Here is a 19,675-nt window from a genome sequence, read left to right as displayed (position 1 = left end):
GGGGGTGTTGTGAGGTAGTGCTCGGCGGGGGGCGAGTGCGGGTGGGTGGGCGCGTGCGGCGGGCATTTCCCCGCCCCGCCCCTTCCCGAGACCCTCCGGGGGGGTTCATTTGGCTGCGGCCCGGTGGTCGTCCCCTGGGGCTCCGCCCCAGACCCCGTTCGCGCCTGAAGGGCGCTCGTCCTCAAACGCCGGACGGGCTGGGTATGCCCGCATCCACCCTGCTAGGGGCGCGGGGAACTGCGCGACCAGCCGCCCACGCCCCGCAGCCAAGCTCGCACCCTCACCCCAGCTCCTTCCCCTCCCCCTTCCCCTCCCGCTTCTCCAACCGCAACCGCTCCTTCTGCACCTTCCGCAGCTTCCGGTCCACCCCGATTCCGCCCATCAGGGCGAACGCGATGATCGTGACGTGGGGCGAGCCCGGCGTGCCTTCGCCGTTGGCCTTGCTGCCGCCCACCCCGCCCATGATTCCGAAGCCCTTGACCTGGACGTTCAGCTCGGGCGGGACCGTCACGCCGATGCCGCCCATGATCGTGAAGAGGCGGAGCGTTGTCTCGCGGTCCTCGAACCGGGCCTCGCGCAGGTCGATGTCACCGCCGCCCCACATCGCGAACGCGGTGAACTTCTTGGCCACCGTCCAGTTGCCCTTGCGGCTGAAGCCGCCCCACAGGGCGAAGCCTCCTTTGGAGGTGGGCGGGTGGCCGATGCGGGACGGCCAGTGGACCTCGCTCTCGTCCTCCGTGCGGCGGGCCACCGGGGTCGCCGGACCCACCGTGCCCGGCGCGGGCAGGTCGCGGACGAGCGGCTCCAACTCCCCGTGCGTACGCGCCTTGTAGGCCGCCTCCAGGCGCTGCTCGAACTCCTCCATGTCGAGCCGGCCCTCGGCCACCGCGTCCCTCAGCGACTCGGCGACCCGCTCCCGCTCGGCGTCCGAAGCCCGCATCTCCGGCAGCCCACCCGTTGGTTCACTCGTCATGGTGTGAAGACTATTGAATCCTCCCCTCCCTGAAGGGAGGGATTCGTCACCCTCCAGGGCTGATCGGGGATTTCTAGCTCAGGCTGCCACCGAGGCCAGCGGCCCTGGTGGTCTTACGCCCTCAGCACCAGCCGGGTTGAGACCAGCCCGGACCAGCATCACGCGGGCGGAGTTCTTGTCCCTGGGGGACACGGCTCCGCACGCGGTGCAGGCATACGTTCGTTCCGACAGAGGCAGTGCGTGCTTGGTTCTCGCTCCGCACTGTGCGCAGTCCATCGTGGTGTGCGCGGGGTGGACAAGGTAGAGCTCACGGCCGTGCTTGCGGGCCATGTGGATCAAGGCCTGCTTGGTGGCGCCAATTGCCGCGTCGGCCGCCTTCCTGGCCATGGTCGACTTGGCGAGGAACTTCGGTCGGAAGTCCTCGACCGCCAACCGGTCATGGTCACGGACCACCCGCTTCGCCCACTTCCGGCCGGTGTCCGCACGCTGCCGGGCCACCTTCTTGTGCAGCTTCGCCGCCCGCCGCTTCGCGACGCGGTAGCCCTTCGAACCGGGCCGGCCCTTCTTCGGCTTACGGCGGGCCATCACCCGCTGATAGCGGGCCAAGCGTTGCGCGGCCGTCTTCCCGTGCTGAGCGTGGGGAAGGTCGTGGTCGCCGCTGGTGGTGGTCGCGGTCTCCTTGACGCCCCAGTCGATACCGATCACACGCCCGGTTTCCGGAAGCGGTTCGACGGTCGCGGGGACGACGAAGGAGGCGTACCACGCCCCGGTGCTGTCCTGGTAAACGCGGACGCTGGACGGGTCGGCCTCAAGGTCCCGCGACCACACAACGCTCAGCACGATGCCCCGGCCAGGTGCAGACGGCCGTCTTTGAGGCGGAACCCGCGCCGGGTGTAGCTGAGGCTCGGGCGCGCCTCGCGCTTCTTCTTCCAGCGCGGCATACCCGCCCGGCGTGCCATGGGCAGCCGGTCTTTGATGTCCTTCTGCGCCTTGGCACGGGACTTGCCGAAGTCGCGTATCAACTGCTGTTGCGGAACGCTGGAGCCCCCACGCAGCCACGCCGTGCGCTTGCGGGCCTCGGTCAGCATCTTGTCGAGCCGAGCCGGGCCGCATGTTCGCTTCTCGCCGGTGGCCTTGTTGTGCAGATGCACGTCCCTGGACTTGGCGACGGACTCGTTCCAGATCCACCGGCACCGGTCCCACTCACCCATCAGGGCAGTTCGGGCCGTAGACGACACGCGCAGCCGGAAGGTCCACCGGGCGTGCCCGGCCTCCTCTGCCTTCGCTTCTGCCGTCATGCACATCAACCTATCCGGCAGGACTGACAGTTGAGAGCAGTCGATCTCGGTGGGCTTCTTCGCTTCGCCGGAGGGTGGACGCCGTTTCGCCCTGGCGGCGAAACGGCTATCCCTGCCCCGCTCCGTAGGAGTCCGATTCCTCTCCGCCCTAAAGAACGGGGCATCCTCGGAGGAACCCGGTGAAGGGCTTACCCCTTGGGGGTTTGGGGGCTCGCCCCCATTGAATACAGCATTCTCGCGATCACTGCCTCGATGTCCGGTTCGCGTACCGACAGGTCCACCAACGGGTACGCCTGCGCGATGTGCGCCACCAGCGGCGCCGCCGACGCAGAGGCCGGGAAGGCGAGCCACTGGCGGGGGCCCTCGACCTTCACCACACGGGCGCCTTCCGCCCGTACCGGCGGGAGTTCGCGCTCCAGGTCGACCACCAGGGTGCGTTCGCTCTCGCCCGCCTCGTGCAGTCCGGCCAGCGCGCCGTCGTACATCAGGCGCCCGTGGTCGATGACCATCACCCGCTTGCAGAGCTGCTCGATGTCGGTCAGGTCGTGCGTGGTGAGCAGGATCGTGGTGGCGCGTTCCGCGTTCAGGTCGCGCAGAAATTGCCGGACTTTTGCCTTGCTGATGACGTCCAGGCCGATCGTCGGCTCGTCCAGGTACAGGACGTCCGGGTCGTGGAGGAGTGCTGCCGCGATGTCGCCTCGCATTCGCTGACCCAGGGAGAGTTGCCGAACGGGTACGTCCAACAGGCTTGACAGATCCAGGAGTTCGACGCATCTGTCCAGGTTTTCGCGGAAGCGGGCATCCGGGATGCGGTACATGCGGTGAGCCAGCTTGTACGAGTCGTACAACGGCAAGTCCCACCAGAGAGTCGTGCGTTGGCCGAAGACCACGCCGATGCGCTGCGCCAGTTTCGTACGTTCCCGGGACGGGTCAAGGCCCGCCACCCTGAGGCGGCCCGCGCTCGGGGTGAGGATGCCCGTCAGCATCTTGATCGTGGTGGACTTTCCGGCGCCGTTCGGGCCGATGTAGCCGACCATCTCGCCCCGCGGCACCCGGAAGCTGATCCCGTCGACCGCCCTGACCTCTCGCTTCTCGCGACGCAGGCGGCCCGTCTTGCGGCGTACTTCGAAGACCTTCTCCACGCCGTCGAGTTCGATCAAGTCGCTCACTTCAACTCCCCGTGCTGCGGTACGAACGAATCCCTACCCGCCACGCCTGCCCCGCCAGCGTCAGGCACACTGCCGCCACCAGCGGCGGTGTGAACGCGAGCCAGGTCGGCAGGGCCAGCGGGTACGGGCGGCCCAGGATGTACAGCGCGGGCAGCCAGTTCACGAAGGCCAGCGGCAGAATGAAGGTGACCCCGCGCACCATGTCCTTCGCGAACACCGTCGGCGGGTACTGGAGCAGCGTCTGGCCGCCGTACGTGAACGCGCTCTGCACCTCCGCCGCGTCCTGCGCCCAGAACTGGAAGGCCGCGCCCGCCACGAACACCGCGCAGAAGATCGCGGTGCCGCTGAGCAGCATCACCGGCACCAGGAGCACCTTCAGTACCGTCCAGTGCACGTGCAGGGACAGCAGCGAACCCGCCAGGACCAGCACGCCCTGGAGGAGCCGGCCCAGGCGCTGGAGGCCGAAGCGATCGGCGGCGACCTGGGCGAGCACCGGCGCCGGGCGCACGAGCAGCGTGTCGAGCGTGCCGTCGCGGATGCGCGCGCCCAGCTTGTCGATCGAGCCGAGCACCGCGTTCGCGAGCCCGAACGCGGTCGTCGACGTCCCGTACAGGAACGCCACTTCGGCGAAGGAGTACCCGCCGAGCGAGCGGACCCGCGAGAACATCAGGGCGATCACCACGAAGTCGAACGCGGTCACCAGGAAGTTCCCGACCAGCATCATCACGAACGACGCCCGATAGGCGAGTGTGGAGCGGATCCACATTCCGGCGATCATCCTGTACGTGGCCCACACACCCGGCGCCGGCCGACGCTCGGTCACCGTCTCAGCCACCCTGCACCACCACTCTCCGTACCGCCGCGGACTGGAGCATTCGACCGACGCCGAGCAGCGCAGCCGCCCAGCCGAGCTGGAAGCCGTACGCGCCGAGCAGACCCCAGCCCCGGTGCCGGCCCATCAGGACGTCCGCCGGGATCTGGAGCAGCGAGGACCACGGCAGCGCGCGGGCCACCTCGCCGAGCAGGCCGGGGAAGGCGTTGAGGGGCAGCAGCATCCCGGAGAAGAACAGGCCCGCGATCGACACGAGGGAGGCGACGCCGGCCCCGTCGAGCAGCCAGAACGCCGAGAGCGCCACCAGGAAGCGCAGCGCGAAACTCACCACCACGCCGAGCAGGACCGCGAGGAGGAAGGCGAGCCAGGTCAGCGGGTTCGTCGGCAGCGCGAGGTCGAAGAACAGCGCGCCGAAGGCCAGCGGGGCCACCCCGCGCCCCAGGAAGTGGAACAGCGCCCGGCCCAGATCGGCGGACAGCCACCACAGCTGGAGGTCGGCCGGACGGTACAGGTCGATCGCGATGTCACCCGTACGGATGCGTTCCACGAGTTCGTCCGCGAAGCCGCCGCCGAACAGGTTGACCGTCATGAGCATGGCCTGGCTGATCCACACATAGGTGAGCGCCTGGGACTGGTCGTAGCCGCCGAGGTTGGGGCGCTGGTCCCACAGGGCTATATAGGTGTAGGCCACGATCACGCCGAAGACAGTGTTGGTGAAAATCCCGGCCGCGGTGGCGACCCGGTACGTCGTATAGCGCCGGAACCCACCCGCGGCCACGACCCCGTACAGCCGCACGAACGCCCCCTCACCGTCATGGACACCAAAGCGCGGGAGCCTAGCCCAGCCCCACGGCCCTTCGCGACGGAATTTCCGCGGTGCGGCGTGCAAGATGTCCTTACACCGCATATCGCCCCATACATTGCGCAAACGACCCGAGATGCAACGGCCGGAGAGACATGAGCGACGACGAGCAGCCGGAGCCCCCGAAGCCCGGACACGAGGCGCCGCAGAAGTGGACGCCCCGGGATCCCACCGCCGGCGGACCCGAGCCCGCGCCCGCCGCGGCAGCGGGCGCCCCGCGCCAGGGCCCCGGGACCCCGGGCGACCCGGCCAAACCGGGCAAGCGGCCCAAGCGGACCGGATGGCGCCGCTTCGTCCCCCGCTGGCGCATCGTGCTCGGCCTCTTCCTGCTCGCCGCCCTGCTGCTCATCGGCGGCTTCATCACCGGCTACACGCTCGTGTCGATCCCGGCCGCCAACGCCGGGGCCACCGCCCAGTCCAACGTCTTCCTCTACGCCGACGGCACCCAGCTCGCCTCGGACGGCGAGATCAACCGCGAGAACGTACAGCTCGCCCAGGTCCCGCTCAACGTGCAGCGCGCCGTACTGGCCGCCGAGGACCGGGACTTCTACTCCGAGCGCGCCGTCGACCCCAAGGCCATGGTCCGCGCCGCGTGGAACACCCTCACCGGCAAGGGCACCCAGGGCGGCTCCACCATCACCCAGCAGTACGTCAAGAACTACTACCTGGGCCAGGAGCAGACGGTTACCCGCAAGGTGAAGGAGTTCTTCATCGCGATCAAACTCAACCGCGAGGAGACCAAAGAGGACATTCTCGCCGGGTATCTGAACACCAGCTACTTCGGCCGCAACGCCTACGGCATCCAGGCCGCCTCCCAGGCGTACTACAGCAAGGACGTCGAGAAACTCACCACCGCCGAGGGCGCCTACCTCGCCTCCCTGCTCAACTCCCCCAGCGCGTACGACGTGATCGCCCACCCCGAGAACAAGCCCCGGGCGCTGGCCCGCTGGAACTACGTACTCGACGGCATGGTCAAGAAGAAGTGGCTCGGCGCCACCGAGCGGGCCGCGACCACCTTCCCCGTCCCCGGAAAGGTCAAGCCCCGGGCCGGTCTCGCGGGCCAGCGCGGCTATCTCGTCGAGGCCGTCAAGGACTACCTCACCAGCAACAAGATCATCGAGGAGAACACCCTCGCGACCGGCGGCTACCGCATCACCACCACCATCGAGAAGGACAAGCAGGACGCCTTCGTCAAAGCCGTCGACGACAAGGTCAACTCCAAGCTCAGCACCGACCGCAAGGCCGACCGCAACGTCCGCGTCGGCGGCGCCTCCATCGACCCGTCGACCGGCAAGGTCCTCGCGATGTACGGGGGCATCGACTACACCAAGCAGTACGTCAACAACGCGACCCGGCACGACTTCCAAGTCGGCTCCACCTTCAAGCCGTTCGTCTTCACCTCGGCCGTCGTCAACGAATCGACCACCCAGGACGGGCGCACCATCACCCCGAACACCGTCTACGACGGCACCAACAAGCGCTATGTGCAGGGCTGGAAGGGCACCCCGTACAACCCCGCCAACGAGGACGACACCTCGTACGGGCAGATCACCGTCCGCACCGCCACCGACAAGTCCGTCAACGCGGTGTACGCACAGATGGCCGTCGACGTCGGGCCCTCCAAGGTCAAACAGACCGCGATCGACCTCGGCATCCCCGCCGACACCCCGGACATGCCCAACGGCCCCTCCATCGCGCTCGGCACCGCCACCGCCAGCGTCCTCGACATGACGCAGGCGTACGCCACGCTCGCCGGGCACGGCCGCCACGGCACGTACACGATGGTCGAATCCGTCATCAAGGACGGCACGAAGACCGACCTGCCCTCGCAGGACACCAAGCAGGCCGTCAGCCGCGAGGCCGCCGACACCACGACGTCGATGCTGCAGAGCGTCGTCGAAGGCGGCACGGGCACGGCGGCCCAGGCCTCGGGGCGGCCCGCCGCCGGCAAGACCGGCACCGCCGAACAGGACAAGGCCGCCTGGTTCGCGGGCTACACCCCGGACCTGGCCACCGTCGTCGCGCTGATGGGCGCCGACCCCGAAACGGCGGTCCAGCAGCCGCTGTACGGAGCGCTCGGCTTCGCCCGCATGAACGGCGGCGGACCGCCCGCGCAGATCTGGGCCCAGTACACCAAGGGCGCCCTCCAGGGCAGCGAGGCCAAGGACTTCGACCTGGAACTCCAGGACGGCGCGAGCGTCCCGGTCGAGCCGCCGCCCCCGAACTCGTCCCAGCCCCAGCCCCCCGGCAGCAACCAGGGCCAGACACAGGGCCAGGACCAAGGCCAGACGCAGGGGCAGAACCAGGGCCAGAACCAGGGCACGACCGGCGGCCGCAACCAGGGCCAGACCCAAGGCCAGAACCAAGGCCAGACGCAGGGCCAGAACCAAGGCACGACACAGGGACAGACCCAAGGCCAGAACCAGGGCCAGACCCAAGGATCGACGCAGGGGCAGACCCAGGGCGCGACGCAGGGGCAGACACAGGGCCAGACACAGGGCGGCGCCACGGACGGAGGCACCAACACCGGCGGCACCGACAACGGCGGCGCGACCGCAGGGACGGCCGGCACCACAACAGGCCTCGCCGACCGGCCCCGCGGATCAAGAAGCCCGTAAGGCCGGAGCGCTAGTGACCGCTCGTCGCCTTCAGACCCACCACCGCGACGAGCAGCAGGCACACGAAGAAGATCCGGGCGGCGGTGGCCGGCTCACCGAGCACCACCATGCCGAGCACCGCCGCACCGGCCGCGCCGATACCGACCCACACGCCGTACGCCGTACCAATGGGCAGCGTCTTGGCGGCCTGCGAAAGCAGCAGCATCGAAGCGACAATCCCCGCGCCCGTGAGCACACTGGGCACGAGGCGGGTGAATCCGTCGGTGTACTTCATCCCGATCGACCAGCCCACTTCGAGCAGACCGGCGACGACGAGCAGGACCCATGCCATGACGGCACCTCCGAAAGACGCGAACACATACGGGGTGCGTCGTCTTGTCCTGACCCGGTACGACGCGTCTCGTCGGGGTCCCACCACGATAGCAAAGGGCATGCAAAAGGGCTGGTGACACCGGTCACCAGCCCTTGAACCAGGGATTACAGATACAGCCCGGTGGCGTCCACCGACACCCGCTCGGAGGCGACGGCATGCAGATCGCGCTCGCGCATCAGCACGTACGCCACGCCCCGCACCTCGACCTCGGCACGGTCCTCGGGGTCGTACAGGACCCGGTCGCCCGGCTCGACGGTGCGCACGTTCTGACCGACCGCGACCACCTCGGCCCAGGCCAGCCGTTTGCCTACGGCGGCGGTCGCCGGAATCAGGATGCCGCCGCCCGAACGCCGCTCGCCCTCGGGAGAGTCTGACCGGACCAGCACGCGGTCGTGCAGCATCCGGATGGGCAGCTTGTCGTGGGTGTTCTCGCTCACGGGGTCGAACCTACCCGCCCCGGCGCCGGGCGTACGCCGAAGGGTCAGGCCCGCCTCTTCTTCGCCGAAAGCGCGAGCAGCCCCACCAGGCCCACAGCGACCAGCGCGACCGGCACGATCCGCTCCACCCGGGGCGACCCGTCCTCGGACACGAACTGCGCCTTCACGTCGTTCACCGTACGGTTCACCGCCACATACGCCCGGCCCGCCGTGTGGTCCACGGCCGAGGCGAACCTCGCCTTGGCATCGCCGACGATCGTGGACGGGTGCAGCCGCACCCCGATCTCGTCGAGGGTCACCGCGAGCTGGTCCCGCCTGCTCCTGATGTCCGCCTCGATCTGCGCAGGGGTCCTGGCATCCGACACTGCGCCGCCTCCGGTGGTCGTATGGGGTCATCCGTCATCCACAGTCTGTCAGCTCCGTCGCCGATGCACTGTCACAGGCCCCCATTAGGCTCTGTCGTTGTACGCCACACCCTCGGCCTTTCCGGAGGAATCCCATGAGCGAGCGACTTCAGCCCGGCGACACCGCCCCCGCCTTCACCCTGCCCGACGCCGACGGCAACGACGTCTCGCTCGCCGCACACAAGGGCCGCAAGGTCATCGTCTACTTCTACCCGGCCGCCCTGACCCCCGGCTGCACCAAGCAGGCCTGCGACTTCACGGACAACCTGGAGCTGCTCGCGGGCGCCGGGTACGACGTCATCGGCGTCTCCCCCGACAAGCCGGAGAAGCTGGCGAAGTTCCGCGAGAAGGAGTCCCTGAAGGTCACCCTGGTCGGCGACCCCTCGAAGGAGGTCCTGGAGGCGTACGGCGCGTACGGCGAGAAGAAGCTGTACGGCAAGACGGTCACGGGCGTCATCCGCTCGACGGTGGTCGTCGACGAGGCGGGCAAGGTGGAGCGCGCCTTGTACAACGTGAAGGCGACGGGCCATGTCGCCAAGATCATCAAGGACCTCGGGATCTGACACCCCGCTCCGCCGGAACGGCCCCCGCCCAACCGGCAGGGGCCGTTCCGCATTCCGGGTGTGACTGTCCGGAATGCGGTTCGTTACTCCGTACGAGGCTGCGAACGCGTGGCCGGGGCGGAGGAAGGCATGACGGTCAGGTACACCCCCGAGCGCCTGGCGGAGGCGGCCCGGGAAACACGGCACATAGACGACGCGGTCCGCTGGTGTGGAGGCATACCTACGCCCGGCAGCAGGCGCTATCTGCGGCAGCGGATGACCGAGGCGGGCATCGACATCTCGCACTTCACCACGAACCAGGTCCGCCACACCGAGGAGCGCCTGCGTGCAGCCGTCGCGGCGTCGTCCAACATCAAAGATGTCGTACGCCACTTGGGCATCAGCCAGGTCGGCGGCAATCAGACCCACATCAGTCGGCGCATAGCCGTGCTCGGCATCGACACGAGCCACTTCACCCGCACGCGCCGGGGCCGCCCGAAGGGCTCACTCGGCGCACTCCTCAGCTTGCGTGATCCCGAGGAAGGCAGGATCCCAGGCGAGCGTCTGCGCCGCGGGCTCTTCGGCAACGGAGTCGAGGAGCACTGCACGATGTGCGGCACCGGACCGGAGTGGAACGGCAAACCACTCCGGCTCGAAGTCGACCACATCAACGGCGACTGGTGGGACAACCGCCCGGAGAACCTTCAGCTCCTCTGCCCCAACTGCCATGCGGTGACCGACACTTACCGTGGCCGCAAGCGTCGGGGGCGGGCCTCGTGACCTCGCCGAAGTACACCCGCGACCTGCTCGCGCGCACGGCGCAGATGTCCACCAGCCTGGTCGACATGCTGAGAAGGCTCGACGCTCCAATGGGTTGCCGCCCTCTCAGCTACCTCGACAGGCGGCTCAGGCACTACGGCATCGACACCTCGCACTTCGAAGAGGAGCCGCTGCCCGAACGAGCCCGCCGCTCCTATCCGAAGGAGTTGCTCGCGGAGGCGGCGGCTCATTCGCACAGCATCCGGGAGATGATCCAGTACATGGGCTTCTCTCCGCGCGACTGCCCGTACGGACACATACGCAAGAAGCTCGACCAGTTCGGCATCGACACCTCGCATTTCGTCGCCGGGCGCAGATACGGGCCCAAAAACATGCCCCGCGACCAACTCGAATCTGCCGTGGCCTCCTCCCGGAGCCTTGCTGGGGTGCTGGAGCAGCTCGGCATCGCCAACAACGGCGCGGGCCGGGCTCGCCTGAAGCGCAGCCTGGACTTACACGGCATCCGCACCGACCATTTCGTCGGCCAGGGCCACCGCCGTGGCGTCCGGTCCACCGAGCGCAAGTCCGCGAACGAGATCCTGGTGCGACTCGCGCCCGGTTCCGCCCGTACGAAGACGGCCCACCTTCGGCGCGCACTCGACGACCTGGAGGTCGCGCACGTCTGCGATGCCTGCGGAGTGGGCGACACGTGGCAGGGCAAACGGCTCGTCCTGGAGATCGACCACGTCAACGGCGACCGCCTCGACAACCGGCGGGAGAACCTGCGGTATCTCTGCCCGTCCTGTCACAGCCAGACAGGAACCTTTTCGAACCGCGGGGGCACGGCACAGTACAGTAGACCGCGCGGGTCCGTACCCCAGCTGGCCAAGAGGGCGCCGGTTTAGGTCCGGTGTGTCGTGGGTTCGAGTCCCACCGGGCCCACAAGAAATTAAGGCCCGACACCTTCGAATCAAAGGTGTCGGGCCTTTCTGTTGCCTCAGCCCAACAACTCCCGCACCACCGGCACCAGCGCCCTGAACGCCTGTCCCCGGTGGCTGATCGCGTTTTTCTCTTCCGCCGACAGCTCCGCGCACGTGCGCGTCTCGCCCTCCGGCTGGAGGATCGGGTCGTAGCCGAAGCCGCCCGATCCGGCGGGGGTGTGGCGCAGGGTGCCCAGGAGGCGGCCCTCTACCACGCGTTCCGTGCCGTCCGGGAGGGCGAGGGCCGCGGCGCAGGCGAAGTGGGCGGCTCGGTGTTCGTCGGCGATGTCGGAGAGCTGGGCCAGGAGGAGGTCCAGGTTGGCCTGGTCGTCGCCGTGGGTGCCGGACCAGCGGGCCGAGAAGATGCCGGGGGCGCCGTTCAGCACGTCCACGCAGAGGCCCGAGTCGTCGGCGACGGCGGGCAGGCCGGTGGCCCGGGCCAGGGCGTGCGCTTTGAGGAGGGCGTTCTCCGCGAAGGTGACGCCGGTCTCCTTGACGTCGGGGATCTCGGGGTACGCGTCGGCGCCCACGAGTTCGTGGGGCAGCCCGGCCGCGGCGAGGATGGCGTGGAGTTCGGTGATTTTGCCGGCGTTGCGGGTGGCGAGGATCAGGCGCGTCATGCTCCCAGTATCGGGGGAGCGAGGAATCCGGCCGACCTGAGCCCTACGGCGTGCAGACCTTGCCGATTTCCTTGGCGGCGCTGGTGACGCCGCTGATGTCGGGGGTGTTGTCGCCGTTCTTGATGGCCGTACGGACGTTGCCGACGGCCTTGTTGAGGTCGTCGACGGCCTTGGAGAGGTCGGCGTTGTCCGTCTTGTTCTTCAGGGACGACAGTTCTTTGTCGATGTCGTTGAGCGCCTGGTCGGCCTGGGTGGGGTTGTCCGTGGCGTTGCCGACGGCCTTGCCGAGGTTGTCGACGCTGTTGCCGATGGCGTCCGCGGTCTTGACGCAGTCGATCGCCTTGTCGACCGCGCCGCATCCGGCGGTGACGGTGACGGCCAGGGCTGCGGTGGCGACGGCGAGCACGGTTCGGCGCATCGGTCGGGTCCTCCCCCAAGAGTTCCGGAAGGGGTTCCGGAAGTGACGGACGGGCGCACGGTTGGCCCGTGCGCCCGTACTCGTGGTGACGCGGGAAGCGTGCCCCTTGGTTGCTTCTTTACTCTCCGGACACCGCGGCCAGGGCGCGGAGTTGGAGGGCGGTGAGGTCGGCGCAGCCGCCGGTGGCCAGGTCGAGGAGCGCATTGAGCTCCTTGCGGTCGAAGGGCTCGGCCTCGGCGGTGCCCTGGACCTCGACGAAGCGGCCGTCGCCGGTGCAGACGACGTTCATGTCGGTCTCGGCGCGTACGTCCTCCTCGTAGCAGAGGTCGAGGAGGGGTGCGCCGTCGACGATGCCGACGGAGACGGCGCTGACGGTGCCGGTGAGCGGCTGGCGGCCGTGCTTGACGAGCTTCTTGCCCTGGGCCCAGGTGATGGCGTCGGCGAGGGCGACGTAGGCGCCGGTGATGGCGGCGGTGCGGGTGCCGCCGTCGGCCTGGAGGACGTCGCAGTCCAGGACGATGGTGTTCTCGCCGAGGGCCTTGTAGTCGATGACAGCGCGCAGGGAGCGGCCGATGAGGCGGGAGATCTCGTGGGTGCGGCCGCCGATCTTGCCGCGGACGGATTCGCGGTCGCCGCGGGTGTTGGTGGAGCGGGGCAGCATGGAGTACTCGGCGGTGACCCAGCCTTCGCCGCTGCCCTTGCGCCAGCGCGGAACGCCTTCGGTGACGGAGGCGGTGCAGAAGACTTTGGTGTCGCCGAAGGAGATGAGGACGGAGCCCTCGGCGTGCTTGCTCCATCCGCGTTCGATGGTGACGGGGCGGAGCTGTTCGGGGGTGCGGCCGTCGATACGAGACATGGCTATGAGCCTAGGTGATGGGCTGGGGGTGGGTTCCCGTGCGTACGCGAAAGGCCCCTACCGGTTCGGGAGGGGCCTTTCGTTGAGCGGGTCGCTCACATCATGTCTTCGATGTCCGCGGCGATGGGGTCGGCGTCGGTGCCGATGACGACCTGGACGGCGGTGCCCATCTTGACGACGCCGTGGGCGCCGGCGGCCTTGAGGGCGGCCTCGTCGACCTTGCTCGGGTCGATGACCTCGGTGCGCAGGCGCGTGATGCAGCCTTCGACTTCTTCGATGTTCTCGATACCGCCGAGGCCGGCGACGATCTTCTCAGCCTTGCTGGCCATGTGTCTCTCCTGGTTCTTGAAGAACGCTGTGTCGGCCCACGGTAGGTCCGCTTTGTCACGTTAACCCACGTTTGGCCCAGCTATGCGCGCGAGCGCATTCTGCCTGGCCAAGGATGGCGATCACCGGAGCCATGTCCCGCGAGGGGCCTCTCCGGACGATACCGCAACTGGTCTACACCAGTGTGCAACGACCGTCCGAGACGGCTTGTTCCGCAAGCCTGGAGGTTGCCGATGAGTGCGAGCAGCGCGGCCGCAGTACCGCAGCCCAAGTGGTGGAACGGGCTGTTCCAGGGGCTGCAGAAGATGGGCCGCAGCCTCCAGCTGCCGATCGCCGTGCTGCCCGCGGCGGGCATCCTCAACCGGCTGGGCCAGGACGACGTGTTCGGCAAGACCGGACTCGGCTGGAACGACGTCGCCAAGGTGTTCAACGGCGCGGGCGGCGCTCTGCTCAACGGCGCGCTCGGGCTGCCGCTGCTGTTCTGCGTGGGCGTCGCGATCGGCATGGCGAAGAAGGCCGACGGCTCGACCGCGCTCGCGGCGGTGGCCGGATTCCTCGTCTATTACGGGGTACTCCAGCAGTTCCCGAAGGACTGCGCCGCCGGTGCGAAGCTCGCGGCGGGCGCCTGTGTCGCGAAGGACGGCTCGGCCGTTCTGGCCACGTACCAGAATCCGGGGGTCTTCGGCGGCATCGTGATGGGCCTGCTGACCGCGTACTTCTGGCAGCGCTTCCACCGTACGAAGCTGGTGGACTGGCTGGGGTTCTTCAACGGGCGTCGGCTCGTGCCGATCATCATGGCCGGGGTCGCGATCGTGTTCTCGGTGCTGTGTCTGTGGGTCTGGCCGCCGGTCGGTGACGCGCTGACCAGCTTCAGCAAGTGGCTCGTCGACCTGGGAGCCGCCGGTTCCGGCATCTTCGGTGTCGCCAACCGTGCGTTGCTGGTGATCGGCCTGCACCAGTTCCTGAACACCTTCATCTGGTTCCAGTTCGGCGACTTCACCAAGCCGGACGGGACGGTCGTGCACGGCGACATCCCGCGCTTCCTGGCGGGCGACCCGACGGCCGGCCAGTTCCAGACCGGATTCTTCCCGATCATGATGTTCGCGCTGCCCGCGGCGGCCCTGGCGATCGCGCACTGCGCCAAGCCGCACCGCCGCAAGGAGGTGAGCGGCATGATGCTCTCGGTCGGCCTGACCTCGCTCGTCACCGGCATCACCGAGCCGATCGAGTACTCCTTCGTCTTCATCGCGCCGCTGCTGTACGTGATCCACGCGGTGCTCACCGGCGTTTCCATGGCGGTGAGCTGGGGGCTCGGCGTCAAGGACGGCTTCAGTTTCTCGGCCGGGTTGATCGACTACGTCATCAACTGGGGCTTGGCGACGAAGCCTTGGATGATCATTCCGATCGGAGCGTGCTTCGCCGCCGTCTATTACGTGGTGTTCCGCTTCGCGATCACCAAGTTCAACCTGCCGACGCCGGGGCGGGAGCCGGAGGAGGACGAGCTGGAGAAGGAGAACATCAAGGCGTAGCCCTTCTCCGCAATCCCCTCTCCGCTCTATTCAGCAAGGCCCTCGGACCCGCCCGGTCCGGGGGCTTTGGTGTGTCGTTTCGCGGGCCGTTCGGGCGCGGCGGGGCTACGGAAAGGTCACGGCGGGGAGACGGCGCGGAGTCGGTCTTGCCCGTATTGCCGGGTATGGCTCAGGCCACAAAAAACGAAGGTTCCTTATCTAACCCTCACCGTGCTACAACTGGTCTACACCACTCAATGGTGTAGACCACGCGGGCTTGACCGCGTTCCCCCGAGACGCCGCCGTCCCCCCGTAGTTTCCCATGCCCCCGGGCGGCGCCTTGCCTACTGGAGGATGTTGATGAGTACGGCCACCGCTACGGCGGCGCCCGCGAAGAAGCGGGGCTCCGGCCTGTTCCAGGGTCTGCAGAAGATCGGGCGCAGCTTGCAGCTGCCGATCGCCGTGCTGCCCGCTGCTGGCATTCTGCTCCGGCTCGGCCAGGACGATGTCTTCGGCAAGGACGGCCTGGGCTGGAACACGGTCGCCAAGGTCTTCATGACCGCCGGTGACGCGGTCTTCTCCAACATGCCGCTGCTGTTCTGCATCGGTGTCGCGATCGGCTTCGCGAAGAAGGCCGACGGCTCCACCGCGCTGGCGGCCCTCGTCGGCTTCCTGGTCTACAAGAACGTGCTGACCGCGTTCCCCGTGCACGACGCCGTCATCAACACCACGCAGAACAAGGGCGTCGACGTTCCGGCGGTCTACAACGACCCGAAGGTCCTCGGCGGCATCATCATGGGCCTGATATCGGCCGTGGTGTGGCAGCGCTTCCACCGCACCAAGCTGGTGGACTGGCTCGGCTTCTTCAACGGCCGCCGCCTCGTCCCGATCCTCATGGCCTTCATCGGCACCGCCATGGGTGTGCTGTTCGGCCTGATCTGGGGCCCGATCGGCGACGCCATCACCTCGTTCGGCGAGTGGATGACGGGTCTGGGTGCCGTTGGCGCCGGCATCTTCGGTGTGGTCAACCGCGCCCTGCTGCCGGTCGGCATGCACCAGTTCGTGAACACGGTCGCCTGGCAGGAGATCGGCAGCTACACGGACTCCTCCGGTGCTGTCTGGCACGGTGACGTGCAGCGCTTCATGCACGGTGACCCGACGGCCGGTCAGTTCATGACGGGCTTCTTCCCGATCATGATGTTCGCCCTCCCGGCCGTGGCCCTGGCCATCACGCACTGCGCCCGTCCCGAGCGCCGCAAGGCCGTCGGCGGCATGATGATGTCGCTCGCGCTGACCTCGTTCGTCACCGGCATCACCGAGCCGATCGAGTTCGCGTTCATGTTCATCGCGCCGGTCCTCTACGTGATCCACGCGGTCCTGACCGCCGTGTCGATGGCTGTGACCTGGGCGCTCGGCGTGCACCACGGCTTCACCTTCTCGGCCGGTGCGATCGACTACGTGCTCAACTGGAAGTTCGCCACCAACGCCTGGATGATCATCCCGATCGGCCTGGTCTTCGCGGCGATCTACTACGTGGTCTTCCGGTTCGCGATCACGAAGTTCAACATTCCCACCCCGGGCCGTGAGCCCGAGGAAGAGGTCGAGGACCTCACGAAGGCGTAGCCCTCACCACCTCGCACGAAGGCCCCCGGAACCGCAAGGTTCCGGGGGCCTTTCGCATGCGCAGAAGAGGAGCTCAGACCTCGTACGCCGCGCCCGGCGCGGCCAGTTCCGTCGGGCCGGAGTAGACCGCTCGGGCGTCCGCCAGGTTGACCTCGCCGTCCGTCCACGGCGGGATGTGGGTGAGGACCAGGCGCCCCACGTCGGCGCGCGCCGCGCTCTGGCCCGCCTCGCGGCCGTTGAGGTGCAGCGCCGGGATGTCCTCCTTGCCGTACGTGAAGGAGGCCTCGCACAGGAACAGGTCGGCGCCCTCGGCCAGTTCGTCGAGGGCGGCGCAGACCCCGGTGTCGCCGGAGTACACCAGCGTGCTGCCGCCGTGCTCGATGCGGATGCCGTACGCCTCGACGGGGTGGCACACCCGCTCCGTACGCACCGAGAAGGGGCCGATGTCGAAGGTGCCCGGCTTCAGGGTGTGGAAGTCGAAGACCTCACTCATCGAGGACGCGGAGGGCGTGTCCGCGTACGCGGTGGTCAGGCGCTGCTCGGCGCCCTCCGGCGCGTACACCGGCATCGGCGCGCAGCGGCCGCCCTCGTGGCGGTAGTAGCGGGCGACGAAGTAGCCGCACATGTCGATGCAGTGGTCGGCGTGCAGGTGCGACAGGAAGATCGCGTCGAGGTCGTACAGGCCGATGTGGCGCTGCAGCTCACCGAGGGCTCCGTTGCCCATGTCGAGGAGCAGCCGGAAGCCGTCTGCCTCGACGAGGTAGCTGGAGCAGGCCGATTCCGCGGACGGGAACGACCCGGAACAGCCGACGACGGTGAGCTTCATGGAGCGTGAACCTCCGGAATCAGCGGGGCCAGGCGAAGCCTGTCGTTGAGGGGGGCCGACGGGGCGGACGGGGCTTGCGGGGCGGCCGCGGGGAAGGGCTGCGGTTCGTCGAGCGTAAGGCGCCACAAGGCCCCTCGCTCCTTTGGAGCGGGCCGTTGTGGGGGAACTCACCTGCGCTGTCACCGGTTCGGATGGCGTTGGCATGGAGCGCGCGCGGTGGGTGGTGCGCCGGTAACGTCTGGGATATGGACACGTCGTGGTGGCTGGCGCTGGGAGCCGTGGTGGCTCTCGCGTTGGTCGCGGCCGCCATGGACGGGCGCGGGCGTTCCGCGCGCAGGCCCGGTGGGCGCACCCGGCCGCCGGGCCGCCCGGCGGGGACGGGCCGGGGCACGGGGCGGCTGCCGAAGGCCGGGGAGATCTGGTGGGCCGAGGTGCCCTACGAGGATGTTCCGGGCGGCAAGGACCGTCCGTGTCTGGTGCTGCGGGTGCGGGGCGACGCGGTGACCGTCGCGAAGATCACCAGCAAGTACCACGACGAGCGGGCCGGGGTCATTCCGCTGCCGCCCGGCACGGTGGCCGACGCGCACGGACGGCCCAGCTTCCTGGAGACCGACGAGCTGCGCGAGGTCGGGGTGTGGGCGTTCCGCCGCCGGGTGGGCGTGGTGGACCCGACCCTGTGGGACCAGGTCCGCCACCTGGCGGGGTGACGGCCCCCGGTCCCTTTCCTGCGGGCCGTCACGCCCAGAGCTGGCCGTGCAGGGTCTCGATCGCGGCCTCGGTCGTGGGCGCGGTGTAGACGCCGGTCGACAGGTACTTCCAGCCGCCGTCGGCGACGACGAAGACGATGTCCGCCGGCGTGCCCGCCTTGACGGCCTTCTTGCCGACGCCGATCGCCGCGTGCAGCGCGGCGCCCGTGGAGACGCCCGCGAAGATGCCCTCCTCCTTGAGGAGCTCGCGGGTGCGGGTGACCGCGTCGGCCGAGCCGACCGAGAAGCGGGTGGTCAGCACGGAGGCGTCGTACAGCTCGGGCACGAAGCCCTCGTCGAGGTTGCGCAGGCCGTAGACCAGGTCGTCGTAGCGGGGTTCGGCCGCGACGATCTGGATGCCGGGGACGTTCTCGCGCAGGTAGCGGCCGACGCCCATCAGCGTTCCGGTGGTGCCGAGGCCCGCCACGAAGTGGGTGATGGAGGGCAGGTCGGTGAGGATCTCGGGGCCCGTGGTGGCGTAGTGGGCACCCGCGTTGTCCGGGTTTCCGTACTGGTAGAGCATCACCCAGGACGGGTTCTCGGCGGCCAGCTCCTTGGCGACCCGTACGGCCGTGTTGGAGCCGCCCGCCGCCGGGGACGAGACGATCTCCGCGCCCCACATCGCGAGCAGGTCGCGGCGCTCCTGGGAGGTGTTCTCCGGCATCACGCACACGATGCGGTAGCCCTTGAGCTTCGCGGCCATCGCGAGCGAGATGCCGGTGTTGCCGCTGGTGGGTTCGAGAATGGTGCAGCCCGGCGTCAACCGGCCGTCCTTCTCGGCCTGTTCGACCATGTGGAGAGCCGGCCGGTCCTTGATCGAACCGGTCGGGTTGCGGTCCTCCAGCTTGGCCCAGATCCGTACGTCGTCCGAGGGGGACAGGCGCGGGAGGCGGACCAGCGGGGTGTCGCCGACCGCGGCGAGGGCGGAGTCGTAGCGCATGTCAGACGGAACCGCCCGCGACCGCGGGCAGGATCGTCACGTTGTCGCCGTCGGCGAGCTTGGTGTTGATGCCGTCGAGGAAGCGGACGTCCTCGTCGTTGAGGTACACGTTCACGAAGCGGCGGAGGTTGTCGCCGTCCACGATGCGCTCGCGGATGCCGGTGTGCCGGGCGTCGAGGTCGTTGAACAGGTCGGCGAGGGTGGCGCCGCTGCCTTCGACGGCCTTGGCGCCGTCGGTGTAGGTGCGGAGGATGGTCGGGATGCGGACCTCGATGGCCATGGCGTGGGCTCCTGATCTAAAGGGAGAGGCAGGTGGGCGCGGCTCGGGCTCGGGTCCGCGCGCCGCACGCCGTCGGGCGTGCGGTGGTGCGTTGATGCGGGGGCGCGCGGCGTCAGACGGCGGCTGCGCGGGCCGTACAGATCGCGCTGGCGAGGCGGCACAGGTCGACGTGCAGCCGCGCCACGAGCAGCAGGGCGGGGCCGCTGCTCGGCGTCTTGTCGCTCACGTCGTTCGAAACCATGGGGTCATCGTATAGATTCCCGGTCCGCTTCCCGGAATGTGAT

At 68.6% G+C, this 19,675-nt stretch carries 23 protein-coding genes, 1 tRNA gene, 1 pseudogene and 1 riboswitch; of the genes and pseudogenes, 8 read left to right on the top strand and 17 right to left on the bottom strand.

Annotated features, from left to right (window positions below):
• Positions 1 to 280: 280 nt before the first annotated feature.
• The 5 genes and pseudogenes from ADK54_RS33175 to ADK54_RS33155 form a co-directional block, all read right to left on the bottom strand.
• Complete coding sequence (locus ADK54_RS33175) at positions 281 to 940, bottom strand: DUF1707 SHOCT-like domain-containing protein (protein WP_053729498.1); 660 nt, start codon at positions 938 to 940, stop codon at positions 281 to 283.
• Between the two features lie 111 nt (positions 941 to 1,051).
• A pseudogene (locus ADK54_RS33170) lies at positions 1,052 to 2,271 on the bottom strand (RNA-guided endonuclease InsQ/TnpB family protein).
• 188 nt (positions 2,272 to 2,459) lie between these two features.
• Positions 2,460 to 3,440 carry an ABC transporter ATP-binding protein gene (locus ADK54_RS33165; protein WP_053729497.1) on the bottom strand — a complete coding sequence of 327 codons (981 nt, stop codon included), beginning with the start codon at positions 3,438 to 3,440 and terminating at the stop codon, positions 2,460 to 2,462.
• A 1-nt stretch (position 3,441) separates the two neighbouring features.
• On the bottom strand, positions 3,442 to 4,218 hold the full coding sequence (locus ADK54_RS33160) for an ABC transporter permease (protein ID WP_078966810.1): 777 nt from the start codon (positions 4,216 to 4,218) through the stop codon (positions 3,442 to 3,444).
• 49 nt (positions 4,219 to 4,267) lie between these two features.
• Positions 4,268 to 5,068 carry an ABC transporter permease gene (locus ADK54_RS33155; RefSeq protein ID WP_053729495.1) on the bottom strand — a complete coding sequence of 267 codons (801 nt, stop codon included), beginning with the start codon at positions 5,066 to 5,068 and terminating at the stop codon, positions 4,268 to 4,270.
• 161 nt (positions 5,069 to 5,229) lie between these two features.
• Here ADK54_RS33155 and ADK54_RS33150 point away from each other — a divergent pair, with 161 nt between their 5' ends.
• Positions 5,230 to 7,752 carry a transglycosylase domain-containing protein gene (locus ADK54_RS33150; protein WP_053729494.1) on the top strand — a complete coding sequence of 841 codons (2,523 nt, stop codon included), beginning with the start codon at positions 5,230 to 5,232 and terminating at the stop codon, positions 7,750 to 7,752.
• A gap of 10 nt (positions 7,753 to 7,762) precedes the next feature.
• On the opposite strand, the gene ADK54_RS33145 is transcribed toward ADK54_RS33150, so the two are convergent.
• From ADK54_RS33145 to ADK54_RS33135, 3 genes are all read right to left on the bottom strand, one after another.
• Positions 7,763 to 8,083 carry a DMT family transporter gene (locus ADK54_RS33145; protein ID WP_053729493.1) on the bottom strand — a complete coding sequence of 107 codons (321 nt, stop codon included), beginning with the start codon at positions 8,081 to 8,083 and terminating at the stop codon, positions 7,763 to 7,765.
• 33 nt (positions 8,084 to 8,116) lie between these two features.
• A riboswitch (guanidine-III (ykkC-III) riboswitch) is annotated at positions 8,117 to 8,187 on the bottom strand.
• A 42-nt stretch (positions 8,188 to 8,229) separates the two neighbouring features.
• A complete protein-coding gene (locus tag ADK54_RS33140; protein WP_053729492.1) occupies positions 8,230 to 8,562 on the bottom strand; it encodes a GroES family chaperonin in 333 nt (110 codons plus the stop codon).
• A gap of 44 nt (positions 8,563 to 8,606) precedes the next feature.
• A complete protein-coding gene (locus ADK54_RS33135) occupies positions 8,607 to 8,927 on the bottom strand; it encodes a DUF3618 domain-containing protein (RefSeq protein ID WP_053729491.1) in 321 nt (106 codons plus the stop codon).
• A gap of 134 nt (positions 8,928 to 9,061) precedes the next feature.
• Between ADK54_RS33135 and bcp the strand changes: the two genes are divergently transcribed.
• Both bcp and ADK54_RS33125 read left to right on the top strand, forming a co-directional pair.
• Positions 9,062 to 9,529 (top strand): thioredoxin-dependent thiol peroxidase, encoded by a 468-nt coding sequence (bcp, locus tag ADK54_RS33130; protein WP_053729490.1) that lies wholly within the window; start codon positions 9,062 to 9,064, stop codon positions 9,527 to 9,529.
• A gap of 129 nt (positions 9,530 to 9,658) precedes the next feature.
• Entirely contained in the window at positions 9,659 to 10,288 is a 630-nt protein-coding gene (locus ADK54_RS33125) for an HNH endonuclease (RefSeq protein ID WP_053729489.1), read from the top strand.
• Positions 10,289 to 10,779: 491 nt separating this feature from the next.
• On the opposite strand, the gene ADK54_RS47840 is transcribed toward ADK54_RS33125, so the two are convergent.
• Positions 10,780 to 11,076, bottom strand: a complete 297-nt coding sequence (locus ADK54_RS47840; RefSeq protein ID WP_234392294.1) for a hypothetical protein — start codon at positions 11,074 to 11,076, stop codon at positions 10,780 to 10,782.
• On the opposite strand from ADK54_RS47840, the gene ADK54_RS48945 reads away from it, so the two are divergent.
• Complete coding sequence (locus tag ADK54_RS48945) at positions 10,999 to 11,172, top strand: HNH endonuclease (RefSeq protein ID WP_420717446.1); 174 nt, start codon at positions 10,999 to 11,001, stop codon at positions 11,170 to 11,172. The genes ADK54_RS47840 and ADK54_RS48945 overlap by 78 nt on opposite strands.
• A tRNA-Leu gene (locus tag ADK54_RS33115) sits at positions 11,134 to 11,209 on the top strand. The genes ADK54_RS48945 and ADK54_RS33115 overlap by 39 nt, the downstream gene beginning before the upstream one ends.
• A 55-nt stretch (positions 11,210 to 11,264) precedes the next feature.
• Here ADK54_RS33115 and rdgB read toward each other — a convergent pair.
• The 4 genes from rdgB to ADK54_RS33095 form a co-directional block, all read right to left on the bottom strand.
• Complete coding sequence (gene rdgB, locus ADK54_RS33110) at positions 11,265 to 11,867, bottom strand: RdgB/HAM1 family non-canonical purine NTP pyrophosphatase (RefSeq protein ID WP_053729488.1); 603 nt, start codon at positions 11,865 to 11,867, stop codon at positions 11,265 to 11,267.
• A gap of 43 nt (positions 11,868 to 11,910) precedes the next feature.
• Complete coding sequence (locus ADK54_RS33105) at positions 11,911 to 12,285, bottom strand: hypothetical protein (RefSeq protein ID WP_053729487.1); 375 nt, start codon at positions 12,283 to 12,285, stop codon at positions 11,911 to 11,913.
• 118 nt (positions 12,286 to 12,403) lie between these two features.
• Positions 12,404 to 13,141 carry a ribonuclease PH gene (gene rph / locus ADK54_RS33100; protein WP_053729486.1) on the bottom strand — a complete coding sequence of 246 codons (738 nt, stop codon included), beginning with the start codon at positions 13,139 to 13,141 and terminating at the stop codon, positions 12,404 to 12,406.
• Positions 13,142 to 13,236: 95 nt separating this feature from the next.
• Positions 13,237 to 13,470 (bottom strand): glucose PTS transporter subunit EIIB, encoded by a 234-nt coding sequence (locus ADK54_RS33095; protein WP_053729485.1) that lies wholly within the window; start codon positions 13,468 to 13,470, stop codon positions 13,237 to 13,239.
• Between the two features lie 231 nt (positions 13,471 to 13,701).
• Between ADK54_RS33095 and ADK54_RS33090 the strand changes: the two genes are divergently transcribed.
• Together ADK54_RS33090 and ADK54_RS33085 are read left to right on the top strand one after the other, a co-directional pair.
• A complete protein-coding gene (locus tag ADK54_RS33090; protein WP_053729484.1) occupies positions 13,702 to 14,997 on the top strand; it encodes a PTS transporter subunit EIIC in 1,296 nt (431 codons plus the stop codon).
• Positions 14,998 to 15,336: 339 nt separating this feature from the next.
• Positions 15,337 to 16,599: a PTS transporter subunit EIIC gene (locus ADK54_RS33085; protein ID WP_053729483.1), complete on the top strand. Its 1,263-nt coding sequence runs from the start codon at positions 15,337 to 15,339 to the stop codon at positions 16,597 to 16,599.
• A gap of 73 nt (positions 16,600 to 16,672) precedes the next feature.
• On the opposite strand, the gene ADK54_RS33080 is transcribed toward ADK54_RS33085, so the two are convergent.
• Positions 16,673 to 17,425 carry an MBL fold metallo-hydrolase gene (locus ADK54_RS33080; RefSeq protein WP_053729482.1) on the bottom strand — a complete coding sequence of 251 codons (753 nt, stop codon included), beginning with the start codon at positions 17,423 to 17,425 and terminating at the stop codon, positions 16,673 to 16,675.
• 245 nt (positions 17,426 to 17,670) lie between these two features.
• Between ADK54_RS33080 and ADK54_RS33075 the strand changes: the two genes are divergently transcribed.
• A complete protein-coding gene (locus ADK54_RS33075) occupies positions 17,671 to 18,132 on the top strand; it encodes a type II toxin-antitoxin system PemK/MazF family toxin (protein ID WP_053729481.1) in 462 nt (153 codons plus the stop codon).
• A 28-nt stretch (positions 18,133 to 18,160) separates the two neighbouring features.
• Here ADK54_RS33075 and ADK54_RS33070 read toward each other — a convergent pair whose 3' ends face one another.
• The 3 genes from ADK54_RS33070 to ADK54_RS48385 all read right to left on the bottom strand — a co-directional run bounded on the left by ADK54_RS33070 (position 18,161) and on the right by ADK54_RS48385 (position 19,632).
• A complete protein-coding gene (locus ADK54_RS33070) occupies positions 18,161 to 19,111 on the bottom strand; it encodes a PLP-dependent cysteine synthase family protein (RefSeq protein ID WP_053729480.1) in 951 nt (316 codons plus the stop codon).
• Between the two features lies 1 nt (position 19,112).
• Complete coding sequence (locus ADK54_RS33065; RefSeq protein ID WP_053729479.1) at positions 19,113 to 19,391, bottom strand: MoaD/ThiS family protein; 279 nt, start codon at positions 19,389 to 19,391, stop codon at positions 19,113 to 19,115.
• A gap of 112 nt (positions 19,392 to 19,503) precedes the next feature.
• A complete protein-coding gene (locus tag ADK54_RS48385; RefSeq protein ID WP_264198279.1) occupies positions 19,504 to 19,632 on the bottom strand; it encodes a putative leader peptide in 129 nt (42 codons plus the stop codon).
• Positions 19,633 to 19,675: the final 43 nt, after the last annotated feature.

It is taken from the genome of Streptomyces sp. WM6378 (assembly GCF_001279695.1).
Classification (GTDB): domain Bacteria; phylum Actinomycetota; class Actinomycetes; order Streptomycetales; family Streptomycetaceae; genus Streptomyces.
Note: the sequence above shows the minus strand (reverse complement) of the source record. Positions and strands in the feature narration are given on the sequence as shown.